At 68.9% G+C, this 16306-nt stretch carries 16 protein-coding genes and 3 tRNA genes; 12 read left to right on the top strand and 7 right to left on the bottom strand.

Features of this window, described 5'->3' with window-relative positions:
* Positions 1-72 precede the first annotated feature (72 nt).
* Complete coding sequence (locus tag AC5RVG_RS00715; protein WP_494012351.1) at positions 73-399, top strand: cupin domain-containing protein; 327 nt, start codon at positions 73-75, stop codon at positions 397-399.
* A 4-nt stretch (positions 400-403) separates the two neighbouring features.
* Here AC5RVG_RS00715 and AC5RVG_RS00710 read toward each other — a convergent pair whose 3' ends face one another.
* Together AC5RVG_RS00710 and AC5RVG_RS00705 are read right to left on the bottom strand one after the other, a co-directional pair.
* Positions 404-2920 carry an ABC transporter permease gene (locus AC5RVG_RS00710; RefSeq protein ID WP_494012350.1) on the bottom strand — a complete coding sequence of 839 codons (2517 nt, stop codon included), beginning with the start codon at positions 2918-2920 and terminating at the stop codon, positions 404-406.
* 2 nt (positions 2921-2922) lie between these two features.
* Complete coding sequence (locus AC5RVG_RS00705; RefSeq protein WP_494012349.1) at positions 2923-3696, bottom strand: ABC transporter ATP-binding protein; 774 nt, start codon at positions 3694-3696, stop codon at positions 2923-2925.
* Between the two features lie 181 nt (positions 3697-3877).
* Between AC5RVG_RS00705 and AC5RVG_RS00700 the strand changes: the two genes are divergently transcribed.
* Positions 3878-4999 (top strand): LCP family protein, encoded by a 1122-nt coding sequence (locus tag AC5RVG_RS00700; protein WP_494012348.1) that lies wholly within the window; start codon positions 3878-3880, stop codon positions 4997-4999.
* Positions 5000-5115: 116 nt separating this feature from the next.
* Here the strand turns inward: AC5RVG_RS00700 and AC5RVG_RS00695 are convergent, their stop codons facing one another.
* The 3 genes from AC5RVG_RS00695 to AC5RVG_RS00685 all read right to left on the bottom strand — a co-directional run bounded on the left by AC5RVG_RS00695 (position 5116) and on the right by AC5RVG_RS00685 (position 8175).
* Positions 5116-5979 carry a DUF2382 domain-containing protein gene (locus AC5RVG_RS00695; RefSeq protein WP_494012347.1) on the bottom strand — a complete coding sequence of 288 codons (864 nt, stop codon included), beginning with the start codon at positions 5977-5979 and terminating at the stop codon, positions 5116-5118.
* A 229-nt stretch (positions 5980-6208) separates the two neighbouring features.
* Positions 6209-6910, bottom strand: a complete 702-nt coding sequence (locus AC5RVG_RS00690; RefSeq protein WP_494012346.1) for a response regulator — start codon at positions 6908-6910, stop codon at positions 6209-6211.
* An 83-nt stretch (positions 6911-6993) separates the two neighbouring features.
* Complete coding sequence (locus tag AC5RVG_RS00685; RefSeq protein WP_494012345.1) at positions 6994-8175, bottom strand: sensor histidine kinase; 1182 nt, start codon at positions 8173-8175, stop codon at positions 6994-6996.
* Between the two features lie 126 nt (positions 8176-8301).
* Here AC5RVG_RS00685 and AC5RVG_RS00680 point away from each other — a divergent pair, with 126 nt between their 5' ends.
* From AC5RVG_RS00680 to AC5RVG_RS00670, 3 genes are all read left to right on the top strand, one after another.
* A complete protein-coding gene (locus AC5RVG_RS00680; protein WP_494012344.1) occupies positions 8302-9366 on the top strand; it encodes a 3-isopropylmalate dehydrogenase in 1065 nt (354 codons plus the stop codon).
* Between the two features lie 64 nt (positions 9367-9430).
* Positions 9431-10534: a branched-chain amino acid aminotransferase gene (locus tag AC5RVG_RS00675; protein WP_494012343.1), complete on the top strand. Its 1104-nt coding sequence runs from the start codon at positions 9431-9433 to the stop codon at positions 10532-10534.
* Between the two features lie 99 nt (positions 10535-10633).
* Positions 10634-11008, top strand: coding sequence for a DUF1304 family protein (locus AC5RVG_RS00670; RefSeq protein WP_494000020.1), 375 nt, complete (start codon positions 10634-10636; stop codon positions 11006-11008).
* Between the two features lie 105 nt (positions 11009-11113).
* Here the strand turns inward: AC5RVG_RS00670 and AC5RVG_RS00665 are convergent, their stop codons facing one another.
* A complete protein-coding gene (locus AC5RVG_RS00665; RefSeq protein WP_494000019.1) occupies positions 11114-11734 on the bottom strand; it encodes a hypothetical protein in 621 nt (206 codons plus the stop codon).
* Between the two features lie 63 nt (positions 11735-11797).
* Positions 11798-12196: a DUF7793 family protein gene (locus AC5RVG_RS00660; RefSeq protein ID WP_494000018.1), complete on the bottom strand. Its 399-nt coding sequence runs from the start codon at positions 12194-12196 to the stop codon at positions 11798-11800.
* 241 nt (positions 12197-12437) lie between these two features.
* Between AC5RVG_RS00660 and AC5RVG_RS00655 the strand changes: the two genes are divergently transcribed.
* The 7 genes from AC5RVG_RS00655 (at position 12438) to AC5RVG_RS00625 (ending at position 16302) form a co-directional block, all read left to right on the top strand.
* A complete protein-coding gene (locus AC5RVG_RS00655) occupies positions 12438-13229 on the top strand; it encodes an MBL fold metallo-hydrolase (protein ID WP_494000017.1) in 792 nt (263 codons plus the stop codon).
* A 63-nt stretch (positions 13230-13292) separates the two neighbouring features.
* Positions 13293-14066, top strand: coding sequence for a fumarylacetoacetate hydrolase family protein (locus AC5RVG_RS00650; protein ID WP_494000016.1), 774 nt, complete (start codon positions 13293-13295; stop codon positions 14064-14066).
* 4 nt (positions 14067-14070) lie between these two features.
* Positions 14071-14271 carry a hypothetical protein gene (locus tag AC5RVG_RS00645; RefSeq protein WP_494000015.1) on the top strand — a complete coding sequence of 67 codons (201 nt, stop codon included), beginning with the start codon at positions 14071-14073 and terminating at the stop codon, positions 14269-14271.
* A 56-nt stretch (positions 14272-14327) separates the two neighbouring features.
* Positions 14328-15827, top strand: a complete 1500-nt coding sequence (gltX, locus tag AC5RVG_RS00640) for a glutamate--tRNA ligase (RefSeq protein ID WP_494012342.1) — start codon at positions 14328-14330, stop codon at positions 15825-15827.
* A 142-nt stretch (positions 15828-15969) separates the two neighbouring features.
* A tRNA-Gln gene (locus AC5RVG_RS00635) sits at positions 15970-16041 on the top strand.
* Between the two features lie 63 nt (positions 16042-16104).
* Positions 16105-16177: transfer RNA gene (locus AC5RVG_RS00630), tRNA-Glu, on the top strand.
* A 49-nt stretch (positions 16178-16226) separates the two neighbouring features.
* A tRNA-Glu gene (locus AC5RVG_RS00625) sits at positions 16227-16302 on the top strand.
* Positions 16303-16306 lie beyond the last annotated feature (4 nt).

Below are 16306 nucleotides of genomic sequence, written 5' to 3'. Positions count from 1 at the left end.
CTCGTTCCCCTGGGACCGCCGGCGCCGCAGTCGGTAGAGTGTCGGCTACCCGCCCAACGGAAGGCCGCTCCGATGACCTACAAGGCCCTGTCCCTCGCCAGCCTGCGTCCCGCCTCGGGAGCCGCCGTCTTCCGTGGCAGCGAACACGGCGCCCACGCGTCCTTCTTCGTGAACTCGCGCGGTGCCGAACGCCATCGCCATCCCTACGAGGAGATCTTCGTACTGCTCGACGGCGAGATCGACTTCACGATCGACGGCCAGTCCGGCCATGCGGGCGCGGAAACGGTGATCGTCATCCCGGCGTACGCCTGGCACGAGTTCACGGCCACCACCGGGGACGGCGTCAGGAGGGTGAACATCCACCCCGTCGCGGAAATGCAGACCGAATGGGCCAGGTAGGCGGTCAGGCGGTCGCCAGGCCTTCCACGGGGGAGAGGCGGGCTGCCCGGCGGGCCGGCAGCACGGAGGCGAGCAGGCCGGCGACCACGGCCACGGCCAGCACCCCGAGCAGCTGCAGCCACGGCACGTCCGGAACCACGGTGGCGAACGCCCCAAGCGCCGACTGCGCGCCGAGCCAGCCGTAGACCGCGCCGAGCACCGATCCGATCAGCGCGGCGACCCCGGCGATGAGCACGGCCTCCAGCGCCAGCATTGCGCGCAACTGCGACGTGGTCAGCCCGAGCGCCCGCAGCAGCGACGACTCCTGCGTACGCTCCAACACGGAGAGCGAGAGCGTGTTGGCCACACCCACCAGCGCGATCAGCACCGCCACGCCCAACAACCCGGTGACCACCAGCAGCAGCACATCGATCACCTGATTGAACGCGGCACGTTCCACGGCGGCACCGGACACCTGGTACTCGTCCACGTCGAGCCCGGCGGCCAGTTCGGTCCGCAGGTCCAGGAGCGCCCCGGCATCCAGGTCCCGGTCCACGGACACCCACAGCTGCGGCAGGGCTGAGTAGTAGTCCGGGGAGTCGGCGGCGGGCAGCTCCGGCACGCCGATCTCGTCGGCCACCGCGGCGGAGATCAGCGGCGGCAGGGTGCGGCTGTCGGCCTCCACCACGCGCAGTTCCTTGGCCCCCCGGCTGCCGGTCACGGTCAGCTTCTCCAGTCCCGAGCCCTGCGGCATCAGCACCGTGCTCGCGTCCAGCTCCAGCGAGCCGTCCTGCAGCAGGCCCAGCTGCTCCGGCGCCAGCTGGTAGACCCCGGTCCGCTGGCCGTGCAGGTCGGCGAAGCCGCCGTTGGTGACCAGGCCGGCGGCGGCAACGCCGTCGTATGTGACGGCGGTGGCCGCGGCCGAGGCGTCCAGCGGTTCCCCGCCGAGCGTGAGGTGCCCGACCGCCAGGTCCACCGGATACTCCGCGCCCAACTGGGCGTCGAACGCGGTGCGGGCGGTTTGCGCGCCGGTCATCATCATCGCCACCAGCGTGACGCCGATCAGCAAGGCGGTGGCGGTGGCGGAGGTACGCCCCGGGTTGCGCACCGCGTTCACCGCGGCCAGCTTGCCCGGCACTCCCGCGGGCCTCGCGAGCGCGCCGACGGCGGTGACCAGCGGCGGCACGAACAAGGTGGCGCAGAGCAGCAGGCCGATGAAGGAGAGCATGCCGCCGGGCAGGGCGATCAGCAGGTTCGCCGACAGCGCTCCGAGTGCCAGCAGGACGGCGCCGACCGCCGTGAGCGCGCCGCCGATCGCGAGCCGGACCTTGCCTTTGCGGTTGCCGGTGCGCGCCTCGTCGGCCGGGCGCAGGGCGGCCAGCGGTGCCACCCGGGTGGCGGCACGGGCCGGGGCGAGGGCGGCCAGCACGGTCATCAGGATGCCCGCCGCGAGTCCGACGGCGACGGCCGACGGCGGCACGGCCAGGGCGGCGAACTCGGTCTCCGGCTGCCCCTGCAGCACGGCGATCACGCCGGCCATCAGGGCCACCGCCCCTAGCACGCCCAGCACGGAGGCACCGACGCCGACCAGCAGGGCCTCCGCCAACACGGAGTTCCGGATCTGCCCGCGGTCCGCGCCGATGCAGCGCAGCAGCGCCAGCTCGCGGGTCCGCTGGGCGATCAGCACCGAGAAGGTGTTGGTTACCACCAGCGCCGAAACCAGCAGGGCCACCAGCGCGAACGCCAGCAGCACAATGGTCAGCTGGTCGCTGCCGCCGGTGAGGCCGGCCACCACGGCCTTCGTCTGCTCCGCGGCCGTGTTCACGGTGGCGTCGCCGAAGCCTGCCTCCGCCAGTGCCGCGGCCACAGAGTCCTGCACCGTGCCGGCAGCGGCGCCCGGGGCCAGATCCAGCTGGATGTTGTGCAGCTGCGGCCCGGCCTCGCCGGCCAGCTGCCGCACCAGGGTGCCACCGGCGAAGAACTGCGGCTGGCCCATCATGAACGGGTCCTTGGACGGCTTCACGATCCCCGAAACCGTTAGTCCGGTCCCTGCGGCGGCGATGTCCTCGGCGGCCACCTTCCCGGCGGCCGGCGCCAGCTCCAGGGTGTCGCCGACCGCCAGATCCTGCTTCCCGGCAGTTCCGGCGTCCAGCGCCACCTCACCCTCCGCGGGCAGGGCGCCTTCCACCAGCTCCAGGTGGTTCAGTCCGTCGGGGGCGGTGTTCTGCAGAACCGCGTAGCCGGGGTCGGCCCGGGACCGGAACGCGACGGGCGCCGTCTCCTGTGCGTACACCTCGCCGGCGCCCTCGGCGGCGGCCACGGCATCGACGGCCAAGGCGTCCAGCGGCCGGTCCGGAGGGCCGGACACCACCAGGTCGGCGTTCCGGAAACCGGCGCCGATGCTGTTGCCCAGCGAGGCTTCGGTGGATGCGTTGACCATCAGTGTGGCGGTCAGGAACCCCACCGCCATCACCACGGCCAGCCCGACGGCGATGAACCGCCGCGCGTGCTGCCGCACCTGTGCAAGCGCTACCTGCAGCATGTTCAGGCCCCCAGCTTGGCCAGGGCGGCCAGGATCGCGTCGGTGTCGGGCCGGTTCAGTTCGCCCACCAGCGCGCCGTCGTTCATCAGCACCACCCGGTCCGCGTAGGAAGCGGCCACCGGGTCGTGCGTGACCATGATGATGGACTGGCCTATCTCCTGGCAGGACCGGCGCAGCAGCGAGAGCACCTCCGCGCCGGACTTCGAGTCGAGGTTGCCGGTGGGTTCGTCGCCGAAGACGACGTCGGGGCGGGTCAGCAGCGCCCGCGCCACGGCGACGCGCTGCTGCTGGCCGCCGGACAGCTCGTGGGGCCGGTGCGCGAGCCGGTCGGTCAGGCCGAGCGTTGCGGTGACAGAGCGGAACCACTCCCGGTCCACGGAGCCGTCCGCCAGGGAAATCGGCAGCGTAATGTTCTGCTCCGCGGTCAGGGTGGGCACCAGGTTGAAGGCCTGGAACACGAAGCCCACGCGCTCGCGGCGCAGCTTGGTCAACTGGGAGTCGTTCAGCGAGGAGATTTCGGTTCCGCCGATCCAGATGTTGCCCGCATCGGCGGTGTCCAGCCCGGCCAGACAGTGCATCAGCGTGGACTTGCCCGAGCCGGACGGGCCCATGATCGCGGTGAACGTGCCGGCCTCGAAGCTGGCGTCCACCTCTTTCAGGGCGTGCACGCGGGTGTCGCCGGTTCCGTAGGTCTTGTTCAGGCCGCGGGCAGCGGCGGCCGGGGTGGCGCCGCCAGGGGCAGCGCCGGCGCGTAGTTGCTCAGTACTGGTAGTCATACCCTTACGCTATGGAAACGCTGCCTTGTGCGGATCAGCCGCAGGTCTGGTCTCCGCAGCCCGCCGGCTCATACCCAGGGTGGAGAGCGCGGGCCCGACGGGACGGGCTGATCCGGCGGGGACACGGCCGTCATGCGGTGAAACCTTTGCACGGCGGCCGGGTACGCGGGAACATAAAGCCATGAAACTTGCCCGCCTCGCCGCGCTCCCGCTCGTATCCCTTCTCCTGCTGACCGGCTGCGCGCCGAAGGCCGAGCAGCCCCGTCCGCTGCATTCGGCAACTCCCAGCCCCAGCATGGTGGAGACCGGCGAGATGCCCGAACCCCTGGCGGAGTTGGCGACGGCCATCTACGAGGGCGGCGACGTTGCGGCCAACAAGCTGGCTGCCGGAGCGCTCGCCGGCCGGACTCCTGTCGAAGCCAAAACCACGGTCAAGGCCGCGACCGGTAAATGGAACGGGCAGCACATGGCCGTCCTGACCTCCGGCGACGACGTGACCCTTGCCGTAGACAAGGACGGAACGTGGACGGCGGTGGGAGGCTGGTGGCCCTCGCTCGACGTGAACAAGACGGTTCTGGGCGGCAAGCGCCACGTCCTGCTCATAGGCTCGGACGCCCAGAAGAGCAAGGGCGAGAAGGTTCGTGAAGCCCGCGCCGACGCCCTCCAGGTAATCGGTGTGGACGGCAAGGGCGGAGGCGGCATCCTGGGCATTCCGCGGGATCTCTGGGTGGACATGCCAGGCGGCGGCCAGGCGAAGATCAACGCGGCCATGATGCGGGGCGGACCCAAGGCGCAGCAGAAGGTCGTGGCGGACGTGACCGGCCTGAAGGTGGAGGGCTACATCCTCACCGGTTTCAGGCAGTTCGAGGACCTGGTGGATGAAATCGGCGGCGTCACCATTGACGCCCCAATCCCGGTGCTGGACGTCAAGGCGGGAAAGAGCAAGCTCGACGGTGAGACGGCGCTGGACTACGCCCGGGAGCGGAAAACCCTGCGCAATGGAGACTTCGGCCGCTCAACGCACCAGGGGGTACTGTTGCTCGGATTCGCCGCCATGGCCAAGATGAGCGGGCCGGCCGGGCTGGTCGACCTGCTCACCGCCGCCGATCCGCTGGTCGAGACCAACCTGAGCGCGGAGCAGGCGCTGACGCTCGGCGCCTGGGTCTACAAGACAAAGCCGGCGAAGGTCGGGCACCAAGTCCCCGAGCCCGGCTTCGGCTACAGCACGGACGGCCAGTACATGCTGCCCATGGATGCCAAGACCCGCAAGATCTTCAATTCCTTCGCCGACGGCAATTTGTAAGCACTTTATCGAACCGCGGGCACGCCGCGAACGCAGTTTCTCGGACTGTCCGGACGAGCGAAAGGCCGGGGCGGGAGTGCTCCCGCCCCGGCCTTTCGCGTCGGCCTTGCCCCCGGCTAGCGGCGACGGGTGTCGTCGTCGGTGCCGTCGGTCTCGATGCGTTCCTTACGCACCTCTTCGTCGACCCTGACTTCGTCGGTGACCGTGTCCTTTTCCAGCCGGACACGTTCCACGGGGACGGTCTCCTTCTCCACGACGGGCCGTTCCTCGTGGAGCGTGACCTCGTGTTCCTCGTCGCTCAGATCCGGGCCGGACATGGCGTCGCCGCGGTTGGCGTCGGTGATCGGTTCGCGCTCGATGCGGACTTCCTCGCGCTGGACCGGAACGGTCTGGGTAACATTTTCCGTGGTGACGTACTTGCGCAGCCTGGCCCGGCCCGTCGCCTGCTTCTCGGTACCGACATGCAGGCGCTCCTCGGAGCGGGTCATGGCGTCGTCGGTAGTGGGACCGGAGGTGTCCCGGCCTACCGTGCCCGGGGCGTCCTCGGTGTACGTGCCGCGGGCGTCGTCGGTGCCGTACTGCCCGGTAGTGCCGGTGCCCGTGCCGGCAGCGGTGTAGTCGGTATCCCGGCCGGTTGTGGCGTCGGTGTAAGTCCGTCCGCCGCCGCCCAGCTGATAGTGCGCGTAGAGCCGGTCCTCCTCTGCGGGCTCCAGGTAGCCGTCCACGTCAACCCGCGGGGCGTCCTTGATCTGGTCCTTCGTGTAGGGGACCACAATGTCGTCACCCTCCACCCGGGCCGCTTCAAGCGGGACGAAAGTTTCGGAGGAGCCGAACAGGCCGGTCTTGGCCGTCACCCACGTGGGGCGGCCGCTGTCATCATCGGCGTAGACCTGGCCGATGGAGCCGATTTTGTCTCCGTCAGTCGAAACGACATTTCCGCCGCGGCTGAGCAGGTTGTTGAGTTGTTCTTGGGCGAGCATGGTATCTCCTTCTCGATCGATGTCTTTTGGAGGGTACGGACGCCCGTGTTGAGCGTGATCCGTGCGGCCCTTAACGATTTAACCTAAGCATGCTTATTAATCTTTGGCAAGGCCCCCGAAGCGTGCAGCCGCAGGCGGGGCGGGTGCTTTTCCGTGCCGGTTTTGGCGGTGGGCTGCGGCCGGCCCCGCCGCACGGCCCGCAGCTCCGTGCGAGGAGTGCGGGCGAGTCCTACGGGGTCACCACTCCGGTTTCGTAGGCGATCAGCACGGCCTGCACCCGGTCGCGGGCGTTCAGCTTGGCGAGGATGTGCCCCACGTGGGTCTTCACCGTGGCCTCAGACAGGAACAGCCGGGCGGCGATCTCCGGGTTCGACAACCCGCGGGCGATCAGCGTGAACACCTCGCGTTCCCGCGGGGTCAGCGACTCGACCGCCTGATGGTTCCGGCTGAGGGACGGGCCGGGGGTGCGCAGCAGCGGTGCCACGTGGCCCAGCAGCCGCCGCGTGGTCGATGGGGCGATGACGGCGTCTCCCCGGTAGACGGTGCGGATGGCCTCCAGCAGCTCCTCCGGCGGCGCGTCCTTGAGCAAAAACCCGCTGGCCCCGGCCTGAATGGCGGCCAGCGCGTATTCGTCCAGGTCGAACGTGGTCAATACCACCACCTTCAGTTCCGCCCGGTCCGAGCCGTTCGGCTGCGCGGCGGCGGTCTCGAGCAGCCTCGCGGTCGCCTCAATCCCGTCCATGCCCGGCATCCGCACATCCATGAGTACGACGTCGGCGCGCACCTTCGCGAGCGCGCTCACCGCTTCGCGTCCGTCGCCTGCCTCTGCCACCACGTCGAGGTCGGGTTGGGAGTTGATCAGCATTTTGAAGCCGCCGCGGACCAGCTGCTGGTCGTCCACCAGGGCAACGCGGATAGGGGAGTCGGTCATGTGGATCTTTCTGGTTCGGGGGTCCAGCGGACGGCGAAGGTTCCGCCCGCAACGGCGGCCCGCCCCGGCGGACGTGCCGGGGCTCAGGCTTCGGTGTAGGGGATGAAGGCGCGGACGCGGTATCCGCCGCCCGTGAGCGGGGCGGCCTCCACGGTTCCATCGTAGAGCGCCAGCCGTTCGGCCATCCCCGTCAGGCCCTGCCGGCTGCCGGCCGTGGCGGGATCGGCGGCGGCGCCCCGGCCGTCGTCGTCAATCTGCAGGCCAAGTCCGCGGGCGCTCCAGTGCAGGCGGACCCGGGCGGAGGCCTCCGGACCGGCGTGCTTGAGCACGTTGGTCAGGCCCTCCTGCACCACCCGGTAGGCGGTCAGCTCGGCGCCGGCCGGCATCGGGCGCCGTGGCCCGCCTGACTGTTCCAGCTGCACCGTAAGCCCGGAGCGCCGGACGGTTTCCACGAGGGTTTCCACATCGGCCAGCGTCGGCAGCGGCCGGGTAGACGCGACCTCGTCCCCGCGCAGCACACCCAGCAGCCGGCGCATGTCCCGCAGCGAGGTCCGCCCGGTCTCCGCGATGGTCGCCAGGGTATCCGTGGCCACCGCGGGGTTCTGTGCGCTGGCGTACCTGGCGCCGTCGGCCTGCGTGATGATCACCGAGAGCGAGTGCGCCACAATATCGTGCATCTCGCGGGCTATGTGGCTCCGTTCGTCGGCAGCGGCCAGGTCCCGCTCCTGCTGCCGCTCCACCTCCAGCCGGCGGGCCCGGTCCTCGAGCGCCTGCACGGTGAGCCGGCGGTTCCGCACCAGGTCGCCGAAGGTCCAGCAGACCAGCACCACGGCATCAATCGCCACGAGTGCGATCAGGTAAAACGGGGCCGCGCCCGCGTTGAACGGATCGGTGATCAGGTACCGCACCACGTACAGGGCACCGCCCAGCAGCGCCAGCACCAGTCCGCCCAAGCTCGCCCAGCGCGGTCCGTAGGCTGCCAGCGAGTACACCGTCGTCAGGACAAAAATGTGGGCCGGAACCGGCTCGGCCAGCAGCGCGACGTTGAGCAGCGCGGCTACGGCCATGGCCACGCCCGATTGCCACGGGCGGGTCCGGCGCCAGGCGAGGGGGATGACCAGGAGGGCAGAGAGGAAGAACGGCGCCATGCTGCCCATCGCCACGTAGGACAGCGGCAGCACGGCGAACGCCGCCAGCATCAGGATCAGGTCGACCTTGCCGGTGTTGGCCTGGAGCCAGCGGTAGAGGTTGTGGTGCATGCCCATGACGAGAAACTCTAGGCGCTGGCGCCCGCGGTCCGCGTCATGCCCAGGTCTGAGGCTGACGTCCGAAGTGTTCACATTTTGGGACGGTTTGCCCAGAATGTGGAATGGTTTCCTAAACTTGAAGCCATGAGCGCAGCAGCGAAGGCATTCTCCCTGGCAGTCATTCCCGGCGACGGCATCGGCCCCGAGGTCGTGGCGGAGGCGGTGAAGGTCCTCGCGGCGGCCACAGCCGACGGCGGCGCCACCTTCGACCTGACCGAGTACCCGCTGGGCGCCGAGCACTGGCTGGCCACCGGCGAGACCCTGCCCGAGGAGACGCTGGAGCGGCTCCGCAAGCACGACGCGATCCTCTTCGGCGCCGTCGGCGCCGCCCCCGGCGACACCCGGATTCCGTCCGGCGTCATCGAGCGGGAGATGCTGCTCAAGCTGCGCTTCTCCCTCGACCACTACGTGAACCTGCGCCCGGCGAAGCTGCTGCCCGGCGTCCCCAGCCCGCTGGCAAACCCGGGCGAGGTGGACTTCGTCGTCGTCCGCGAAGGAACCGAAGGGCCCTACGTGGGCAACGGCGGCGCGCTGCGCGTGGGCACTCCGCATGAAATCGCCACCGAGGTCTCGGTCAACACCGCCCACGGCGTGGAGCGCGTGGTCCGCGATGCCTTCCGCCGCGCGTCCGGCCGCCGCAAGAAGCTCACCCTGGTGCACAAGCACAACGTGCTGGTCCACGCCGGGCACCTGTGGCGGCGCACCGTGGAGACGGTCGGCGCCGAGTTCCCGGACGTTGCCGTCGACTACCTGCACATCGACGCGGCCACCATCTTCATGGTCACGGACCCGGCCCGCTTCGACGTGATCGTCACCGACAACCTGTTCGGCGACATCATCACCGACCTGGCCGCCGCCATCACCGGCGGCATCGGCCTGGCGGCGTCCGGGAATATCAACATGGACCGCACCGCTCCGTCCATGTTCGAGCCGGTTCACGGCTCCGCGCCGGACATCGCCGGCCAGCAGAAGGCCGACCCCACGGCGGCCATCCTGTCCGTGGCCCTGCTGCTGGAGCACCTGGGCCTCGCCGACGCGGCCGCCCGCGTGCAGCAGGCGGTGGAGCACGACGTCGCAACCCGGGGAAGTGCCTCCCGCACCACTGCGGAAATCGGCGATGCGATCACCGCCGCTTTGGCAGTAGGGTAGTTAACGGTTACTAACCAGAATCATTATTTGACGCACAAGGGCGTGCCCTCACCGCGGAGGAACCATGACTGAACCCCTCGAATTCACCCAGCAGCTCTCGGAGCGTCCGAAGAGCGCCGAGGAGCGCGCCGCCATCTTGGCGAACCCGGGCTTCGGCAAGCACTTCACGGACCACACGGCCGTCGTCGACTACAAGGTCGACGCCGACGGCAAGGGCAGCTGGTCGAATGCGCGGATCGAGCCGTACGGACCCATCATGATGGATCCTGCCGCCGCGGTGCTGCACTACGGCCAGGAGATCTTCGAGGGCCTGAAGGCCTACCAGCACGACGACGGGTCCGTCTGGACCTTCCGGGCCGAGGCCAACGCCGCACGCCTGAACACCTCGGCGCGCCGGCTGGCCCTTCCGGAGCTGCCGGAGGAAACCTTCATCGAGTCCCTGCGCCAGCTGGTCACCACCGACAAGGCGTGGGTGCCCTCCGGCGACGGCGAAGCGCTGTACCTGCGTCCGTTCATGATCGCCACCGAGGCGTTCCTGGGCGTCCGCCCCGCTCACGAGGTGTCCTACCGCGTGATCGCCTCGCCGGCCGGCAACTACTTCGGCGGCGAGCTCAAGCCGGTGTCCATCTGGCTCTCCGAGCGCTACTCCCGCGCGGGCGAGGGCGGTACCGGCGAGGCCAAGTGCGGCGGCAACTACGCCGCGTCCCTGGCCGCGCAGCTGGAAGCCGAAGCCAACGGCTGCCAGCAGGTGCTGTTCCTGGACAAGTTCAACGACAACGCCATCGAAGAACTCGGCGGGATGAACGTGTTCTTCGTGTTCAAGGACGGCAGCCTGGTCACTCCGGAGCTGAACGGCCACATCCTGCACGGCGTCACCCGTTCCTCGGTGATCGAGCTGGCCAAGGACCGCGGCCTGGACGTGCGGGAGCGCAAGATCACCATCGACGAATGGCGCGACGGCGTGGCGGCGGGAGACATCACCGAAGCCTTCGCCTGCGGCACCGCCGCGGTGATCACCCCGATCGGCGAATTGAAGGCCGACGGCTGGAGCATCGCCTCGCCGAGCGCCGGGTCCGGCGACGTGTCCATGTCCATCCGCCAGGAGTTGCTGGGCATCCAGACAGGCGCCGTGGAGGACTCGCGGGGCTGGCTCACCCGCCTGGCCTGACCTGACCGCCTGGCCTGACCTGACCGCCGGCCTGGCCTGACCGCCGGCCTGGCCTGACCGCCGCTTCCGTTCGGGTCCCGGCCGGGCCACACTGGGTCCATGACGGTGGCGGCGTACGTCCTGGCGGCGCTCTTCGGAGTGATGCTGATTGCCGTTGGCGCGGCGGAGGCCTTCTTCTACCGCGACCAGCGCTTCCACCGGTTGTTCCTCATCCGACCGGAGGACGTGGGCGCCGTGCGGCTGTGGACCATTAACGTGGGCTTCTACAACATGGTCTGGGGGCTGGGCGCCCTCGCGGGCGTGATCATCGCCGCCGGCGGCCGCCCGGCCACCGGCGAGACCATCATCGTCTTCACCTGCATCGCCCACGTGATCCTCGGGGCCGTGCTCTGGTTTTCGGAACGCCGCCTGTGGCAGAGTGCGCTGGCCCAGTCGGTCCTGCCGCTGGTGGTCCTGATCCTGTTGTTCCTCTGACGCAGGACCACGACGGCGGGGCACACCTTCGACGCCCGCCCACCTTCCGACGCCCGCCCACCTTCCTTCCGGCGTACCCCCGGGGAGCGCCGGAAGGTGCTGCGGCTAACCCTTCCGGGCGGCTGCCTTGCGCTCTGCGGCCTTTCGAGCCTTCTTGGAGACGGGCTTGAGCGCTTTGCGCTCGGCCTCTTCGGCGGCGATCCGGTTCTTGCGGGCATCCACCAGGTCGTTCCACAGGGCGGTGGCGAAGCTGCCGCCCTCCCGCGCGTAGACCTCGTACGGGAACGAAGCGAAAATGCCGGCCGGCGCCGCCGTCCCCGGGAGTTTCTTCCCGCTCTTCAGCGCGTAGGCGTCGCCGAGGGCCCAGGTCTCCGACAGGAAGCGGGCCAGGTTCTCGCGGATAAACACATTGGCGTCCGGGGCCTCGGCAGCCTGTTCCAGCAGGGCCTGCAGCCGGGAGGACGCCAGGGCCGCTGCGGCTTCGGCGGCATCCGCGCCGCCCGCGGCGGCGGCCTCGAGCTCGGCGGAGAACTCTTGCACGGCGGTTTCCCAGTCGGTCGTCTCGCGGTTTTTCTGCCAGGTGGGGAACCACACGATGTCCCCGTTGGCGTGGTTATGAATGTGCTGCATCCCGCTGTTGCGCTCGGCCACCGCATGGTCGTGCTCGGCCACGTCATACTCGGCCAGCAAATCGGCCAGGGACGTGGTGTTCTGGGTATCCGCCATGGGGTTTTCCTATCCTGCAGTTGCAAATGGTTCCATCAAGGGCAACCCAGCCTCAGCCCGGACTTATTCCGTCTCCACCCCGGCAAGGCGTCCGGCATGCGTCGCCAGCCACTGACGCGCCGCGGCCTCGTCGTCGAAATATCCCGTCGGGAAGTCGTCCTTGGCGAAGATCCGCACGAAGAAGCTGGCGAGCACCCGGTCGACGGCCCCGTTGCCGAGCACCGCGAGGGCGACGCACGGCGTGAAGGTATCTGCGATCAGCCGTGCCTCCGGAGTCACCCAGCGCACGCCGGCCATTTTCAGCAGCACCGCCACCCGCCGGTCCCCGGCGACGTCGAAGAGGTGGTCGACGACGTGCTGCGCGAGCTCGGCACCGACGCTGAGGCCGCGCCGGACAGTCAACACCAGGAGGCCATCCCGGCCCAGCTGCACGTCGTACGGTGAGTGGACTTCCGTCAGCACTGATCCTCCATCCGGCCGGGAAGATGCGCGCATCGCCCAGCCCTCGTCCGGCCGCCGTTGGCGGGACTGCAGGTGCCCAGCGTAGCGAACATGGTCAAGCCACCGGTACGGGCCCGGCAAGTATGACGGATGCCGTCCGGCCCGGGGGATGATGAGGGCCGCGGCAACCTCCCGGGGCGCCGGCCACCAACGGCCGCCTCCCCGGGGCGCCGGCCTGCGGCGCCGGGCGGGGAGTGCGAGGATGAATCCTGTGACCGCTGAACTGAATCCCTCCCTTGTCCGCAGCAGTGAACTGACCCGGTACCGGTTGGCCCCCAACCCGGGGCCGATGAGCCTGGACGGCACCCAGTCCTACCTGATCGCCGCCCCGGGGAACGGGGGAGTGGCAGTTGTCGATCCCGGGCCGCTGGACGAGGAGCACTTGGCTGAGCTGGCGGCAGTGGGGAAGGTGGAACTGGTCCTGATTACCCACCACCACATCGATCACATCGAAGCGAGCGAACGCTTCCACGAACTGACCGGCGCTCCCGTGCGTGCCTTGGACGAAGCACTCTGTTACGCCGCCGAACCGCTGCGGGACGGCGAGGTGGTTCGGGCGGCCGGCGTCGACATCCGCGTGCTGGCCACACCGGGCCACACGGCGGACTCGGTGAGCTTCCATCTTCCCGACGACGGACCCCACGGCTCAGTGCTCACCGGCGACACCATCCTGGGCCGCGGCACCACCATCATCGCCTACCCGGACGGCAGGCTCGGCCCGTACCTGGCTTCGCTGGCCCGGCTGGAACTCCTCGGTCCGGCGAAGGTCTTGCCCGCGCACGGCGGCACGCTTCCGGACCTGTCGGCCATCTGCCGCGAGTACGCCGACCACCGCCGGCTCCGCCTGGACCAGATTCGCGCCGCCCTGGAGCACCTCGGCGCCGACGCGACCGTCGACGCGGTGACCGACCATGTCTACGCCGACGTCGATCCCGCGGTCCGCTTCGCCGCCGAATCCTCCGTCGCCGCTCAGCTCGAATACCTGCGCGGTTGAGAGGTGCAGGTTCGGGCCCGTCCCATTTGAAATCCGCGGGCGGGAAACCAGTAGGCTAAACCCATGCGCATAGCCCGGTTTGTCTTTGAATCCGACCCCCAGTACGGCATCGTCGAAGGCGAGGAGGGGAGTGAGCAGATTACCGTCATCGCCGGCGACCCGTTCTTCAACGGCATCCAGCCCACCGGTGCCCAACACAAGCTCGAGGACGTGCGGTTGCTCGCCCCGATCATTCCGCGCAGCAAGGTGATCGGCATCGGCCGCAACTACGCCGACCACATCCGGGAAATGGGCAACGAGACGCCGGCCGCCCCGCTGATGTTCCTCAAGCCCAACACCTCGGTGATCGGCCCGAACGAGCCGCTGGTCCTGCCTGAGTTCTCTGACGAAGTCTCCTACGAGGCCGAGCTCTGCGTGATCATCGGCCGGATCTGCAAGGACGTCCCGGTGGAGCGCGTGGACGAGGTCATCTTCGGCTACACCTGCGGCAACGACCTGACCGCCCGGGACGCGCAGCGCACCGACAACCAGTGGGCCCGCGCCAAGGGATTCGACGGCTCGGCCCCGCTCGGCCCGTGGATCGAGACCGAACTGGACACCGAAGACCTGGCCATCCGCGGCCGGCTCGACGGCGAGCTGAAGCAGGAGGGCAATACCTCGCAGATGATCTGGGGCGTCAAGGAACTGGTCTCCTACGCCTCCCAGGCCTTCACCCTGCTCCCCGGCGACGTCATCATGACCGGCACCCCCTCCGGCGTCGGCACCATCGAATCCGGCCAGCGCTACGAGGTCGAGATCGAGGGCATCGGCACCCTGTCCAACACCGCCCGCCGCTGATCCCATGCCGGCACGCCGCCGCTCCTTCGGAGTCTTTGCGCTCGGATCGCTGGCCACGTTTTCCGTGGCGGCCCGGGCCACCCACTACTGGGGCGGCCCGGACTGGCTGGCGGGGACGTTCCTGGCGGTCGGCATCCTGCTGGCGCTCTATTACCTCTACCGATACACCGCCGGCTCGCGCCGGAAGAAGCCGCGCAAGAAGTAGCCGGGCCTCCGGCCCGGCCAGCGGCAGTGGCTTGGCAGACTAAACTGGAGCACATCATGACTACTGCTGCTGCCATCCCCACTGTTGACGACGAAACTCCCGTCCGTGTGCGCTTCTGCCCGTCTCCCACGGGCACGCCGCACGTCGGACTGATCCGCACCGCCCTGTTCAACTGGGCCTACGCCCGGCACACGGGCGGCACCATGGTGTTCCGGATCGAGGACACGGACGCCGCCCGCGACAGCGAGGAAAGCTACCAGCAGTTGCTGGAAGCGCTGAAGTGGCTGGGCATCACGTGGGACGAGGGCGTGGAGGTCGGCGGGCCGCATGAGCCGTACCGCCAGTCCCAGCGCGGCGACATCTACCGGGACGTCATCGCGAAGCTGAAGGAGGCCGGCCACCTCTACGAGTCCTATTCCACCCCGGAAGAAGTCGAGGCCCGGCACAAGGCCGCCGGACGCGACGTCAAGCTGGGCTACGACAACTTTGACCGGGACCTGACACAGGACCAGATTGCCGCGTTCAAGGCCGAGGGCCGCGAACCGGTGCTGCGCGTGCGGATGCCGGACGAGGACATCACCTTCACGGACCTGGTGCGCGGGGAGATCACCTTCAAGGCCGGCAGCGTGCCGGACTTCGCCGTCGTCCGCGCCAACGGCAAGCCGCTCTACACCTTGGTCAACCCCGTGGACGACGCACTGATGGGCATCACCCACGTTCTGCGCGGCGAGGACCTGCTGTCCTCGACTCCTCGCCAGATCGCGCTCTACCGGGCCTTGGTGGACATCGGCGTGGCCCGCTACATGCCGTTGTTCGGCCATCTCCCGTACGTGATGGGCCAGGGCAACAAGAAGCTTTCCAAGCGCGATCCCGAGTCCAACCTGTTCCTGCACCGGGAGCGCGGTTTCATCCGGGAGGGCCTGCTCAACTACCTCTCGCTGCTGGGCTGGTCGCTGTCCGCCGACGAGGACATCTTCACCATCGACCAGATGGTGGAGGCCTTCGACATCCACGACGTGCTGGCGAACCCGGCGCGCTTCGACCTGAAGAAGGCCGAGGCCATCAACGGGACCCATGTGCGCCTGCTTGAACCCGGCGACTTCAAGCTCCGGCTGATCCCTTACCTGCAGCATGCCGGCCTGGTCGGGGAGTCGTTGACGGAACGCGAGCAGATGATCCTGGCCGACGCCGCGCCGCTGATCCAGGAGCGCATCACCCTGCTGGGGGAGGCGCCGGAGATGGTGGCATTCCTCTTCAAGAACGACGACGAGATCGAGATCGCCGACGACGCGCGCAAGGGCCTGCCCGAGAACCTGGCGGAAGCCCTGGACGCCGCGCTGGCCGCGCTGGAGCCGCTCGAGGAGTGGACGGCAGAGAACATCCAGGCGGCCCTGCGGTCGGCCCTGGTCGAGGGCCTGGGGCTGAAGCCGCGGCTGGCCTTCGGGCCGGTGCGCACCGCGGTCTCCGGGCGTCGGATTTCGCCGCCGCTTTTCGAGTCCATGGTGATCCTGGGCAAGGACTCCTCCCTGGCGCGGATCAAGGCCTTCCGCGGCTGAGCGCGCCCCGGGCGACGCGCGGCCCGGCTGCCGCGCGTTGCTCGTTTTGCACTTTCGAGCAGGCATCCGGTAAAGTAATTACTCGTGCTGAGGCGCCAGGGAATGGGTAAAAGCCCGTTTCCACCGGCTCCGAAAGTGCCAGTGGGATATGGTGTAATTGGCAACACAACGGTTTCTGGTACCGTCATTCTAGGTTCGAGTCCTGGTATCCCAGCGCTACAGTCTCCGCTCCGGCGGGGACTGGATTGTGTGGAGCGAAAACTCCGCGCAAACCTACGGCCCCATCGTATAGCGGCCTAGTACGCCGCCCTCTCACGGCGGTAACGCGGGTTCGAATCCCGCTGGGGTCACGGTCCGCAAGGACAAGGCAGTGCAGGCCTTCAACTGTGCAAGCTATGCGGCCCCATCGTATAGCGGCCTAGTACGCCGCCCTCTCACGGCGGTAACGCGGGTTCGAATCCCGCTGGGGTCACCAACAG

It is taken from the genome of Arthrobacter senegalensis, assembly GCF_059091765.1.
Note: the sequence above shows the minus strand (reverse complement) of the source record. Positions and strands in the feature narration are given on the sequence as shown.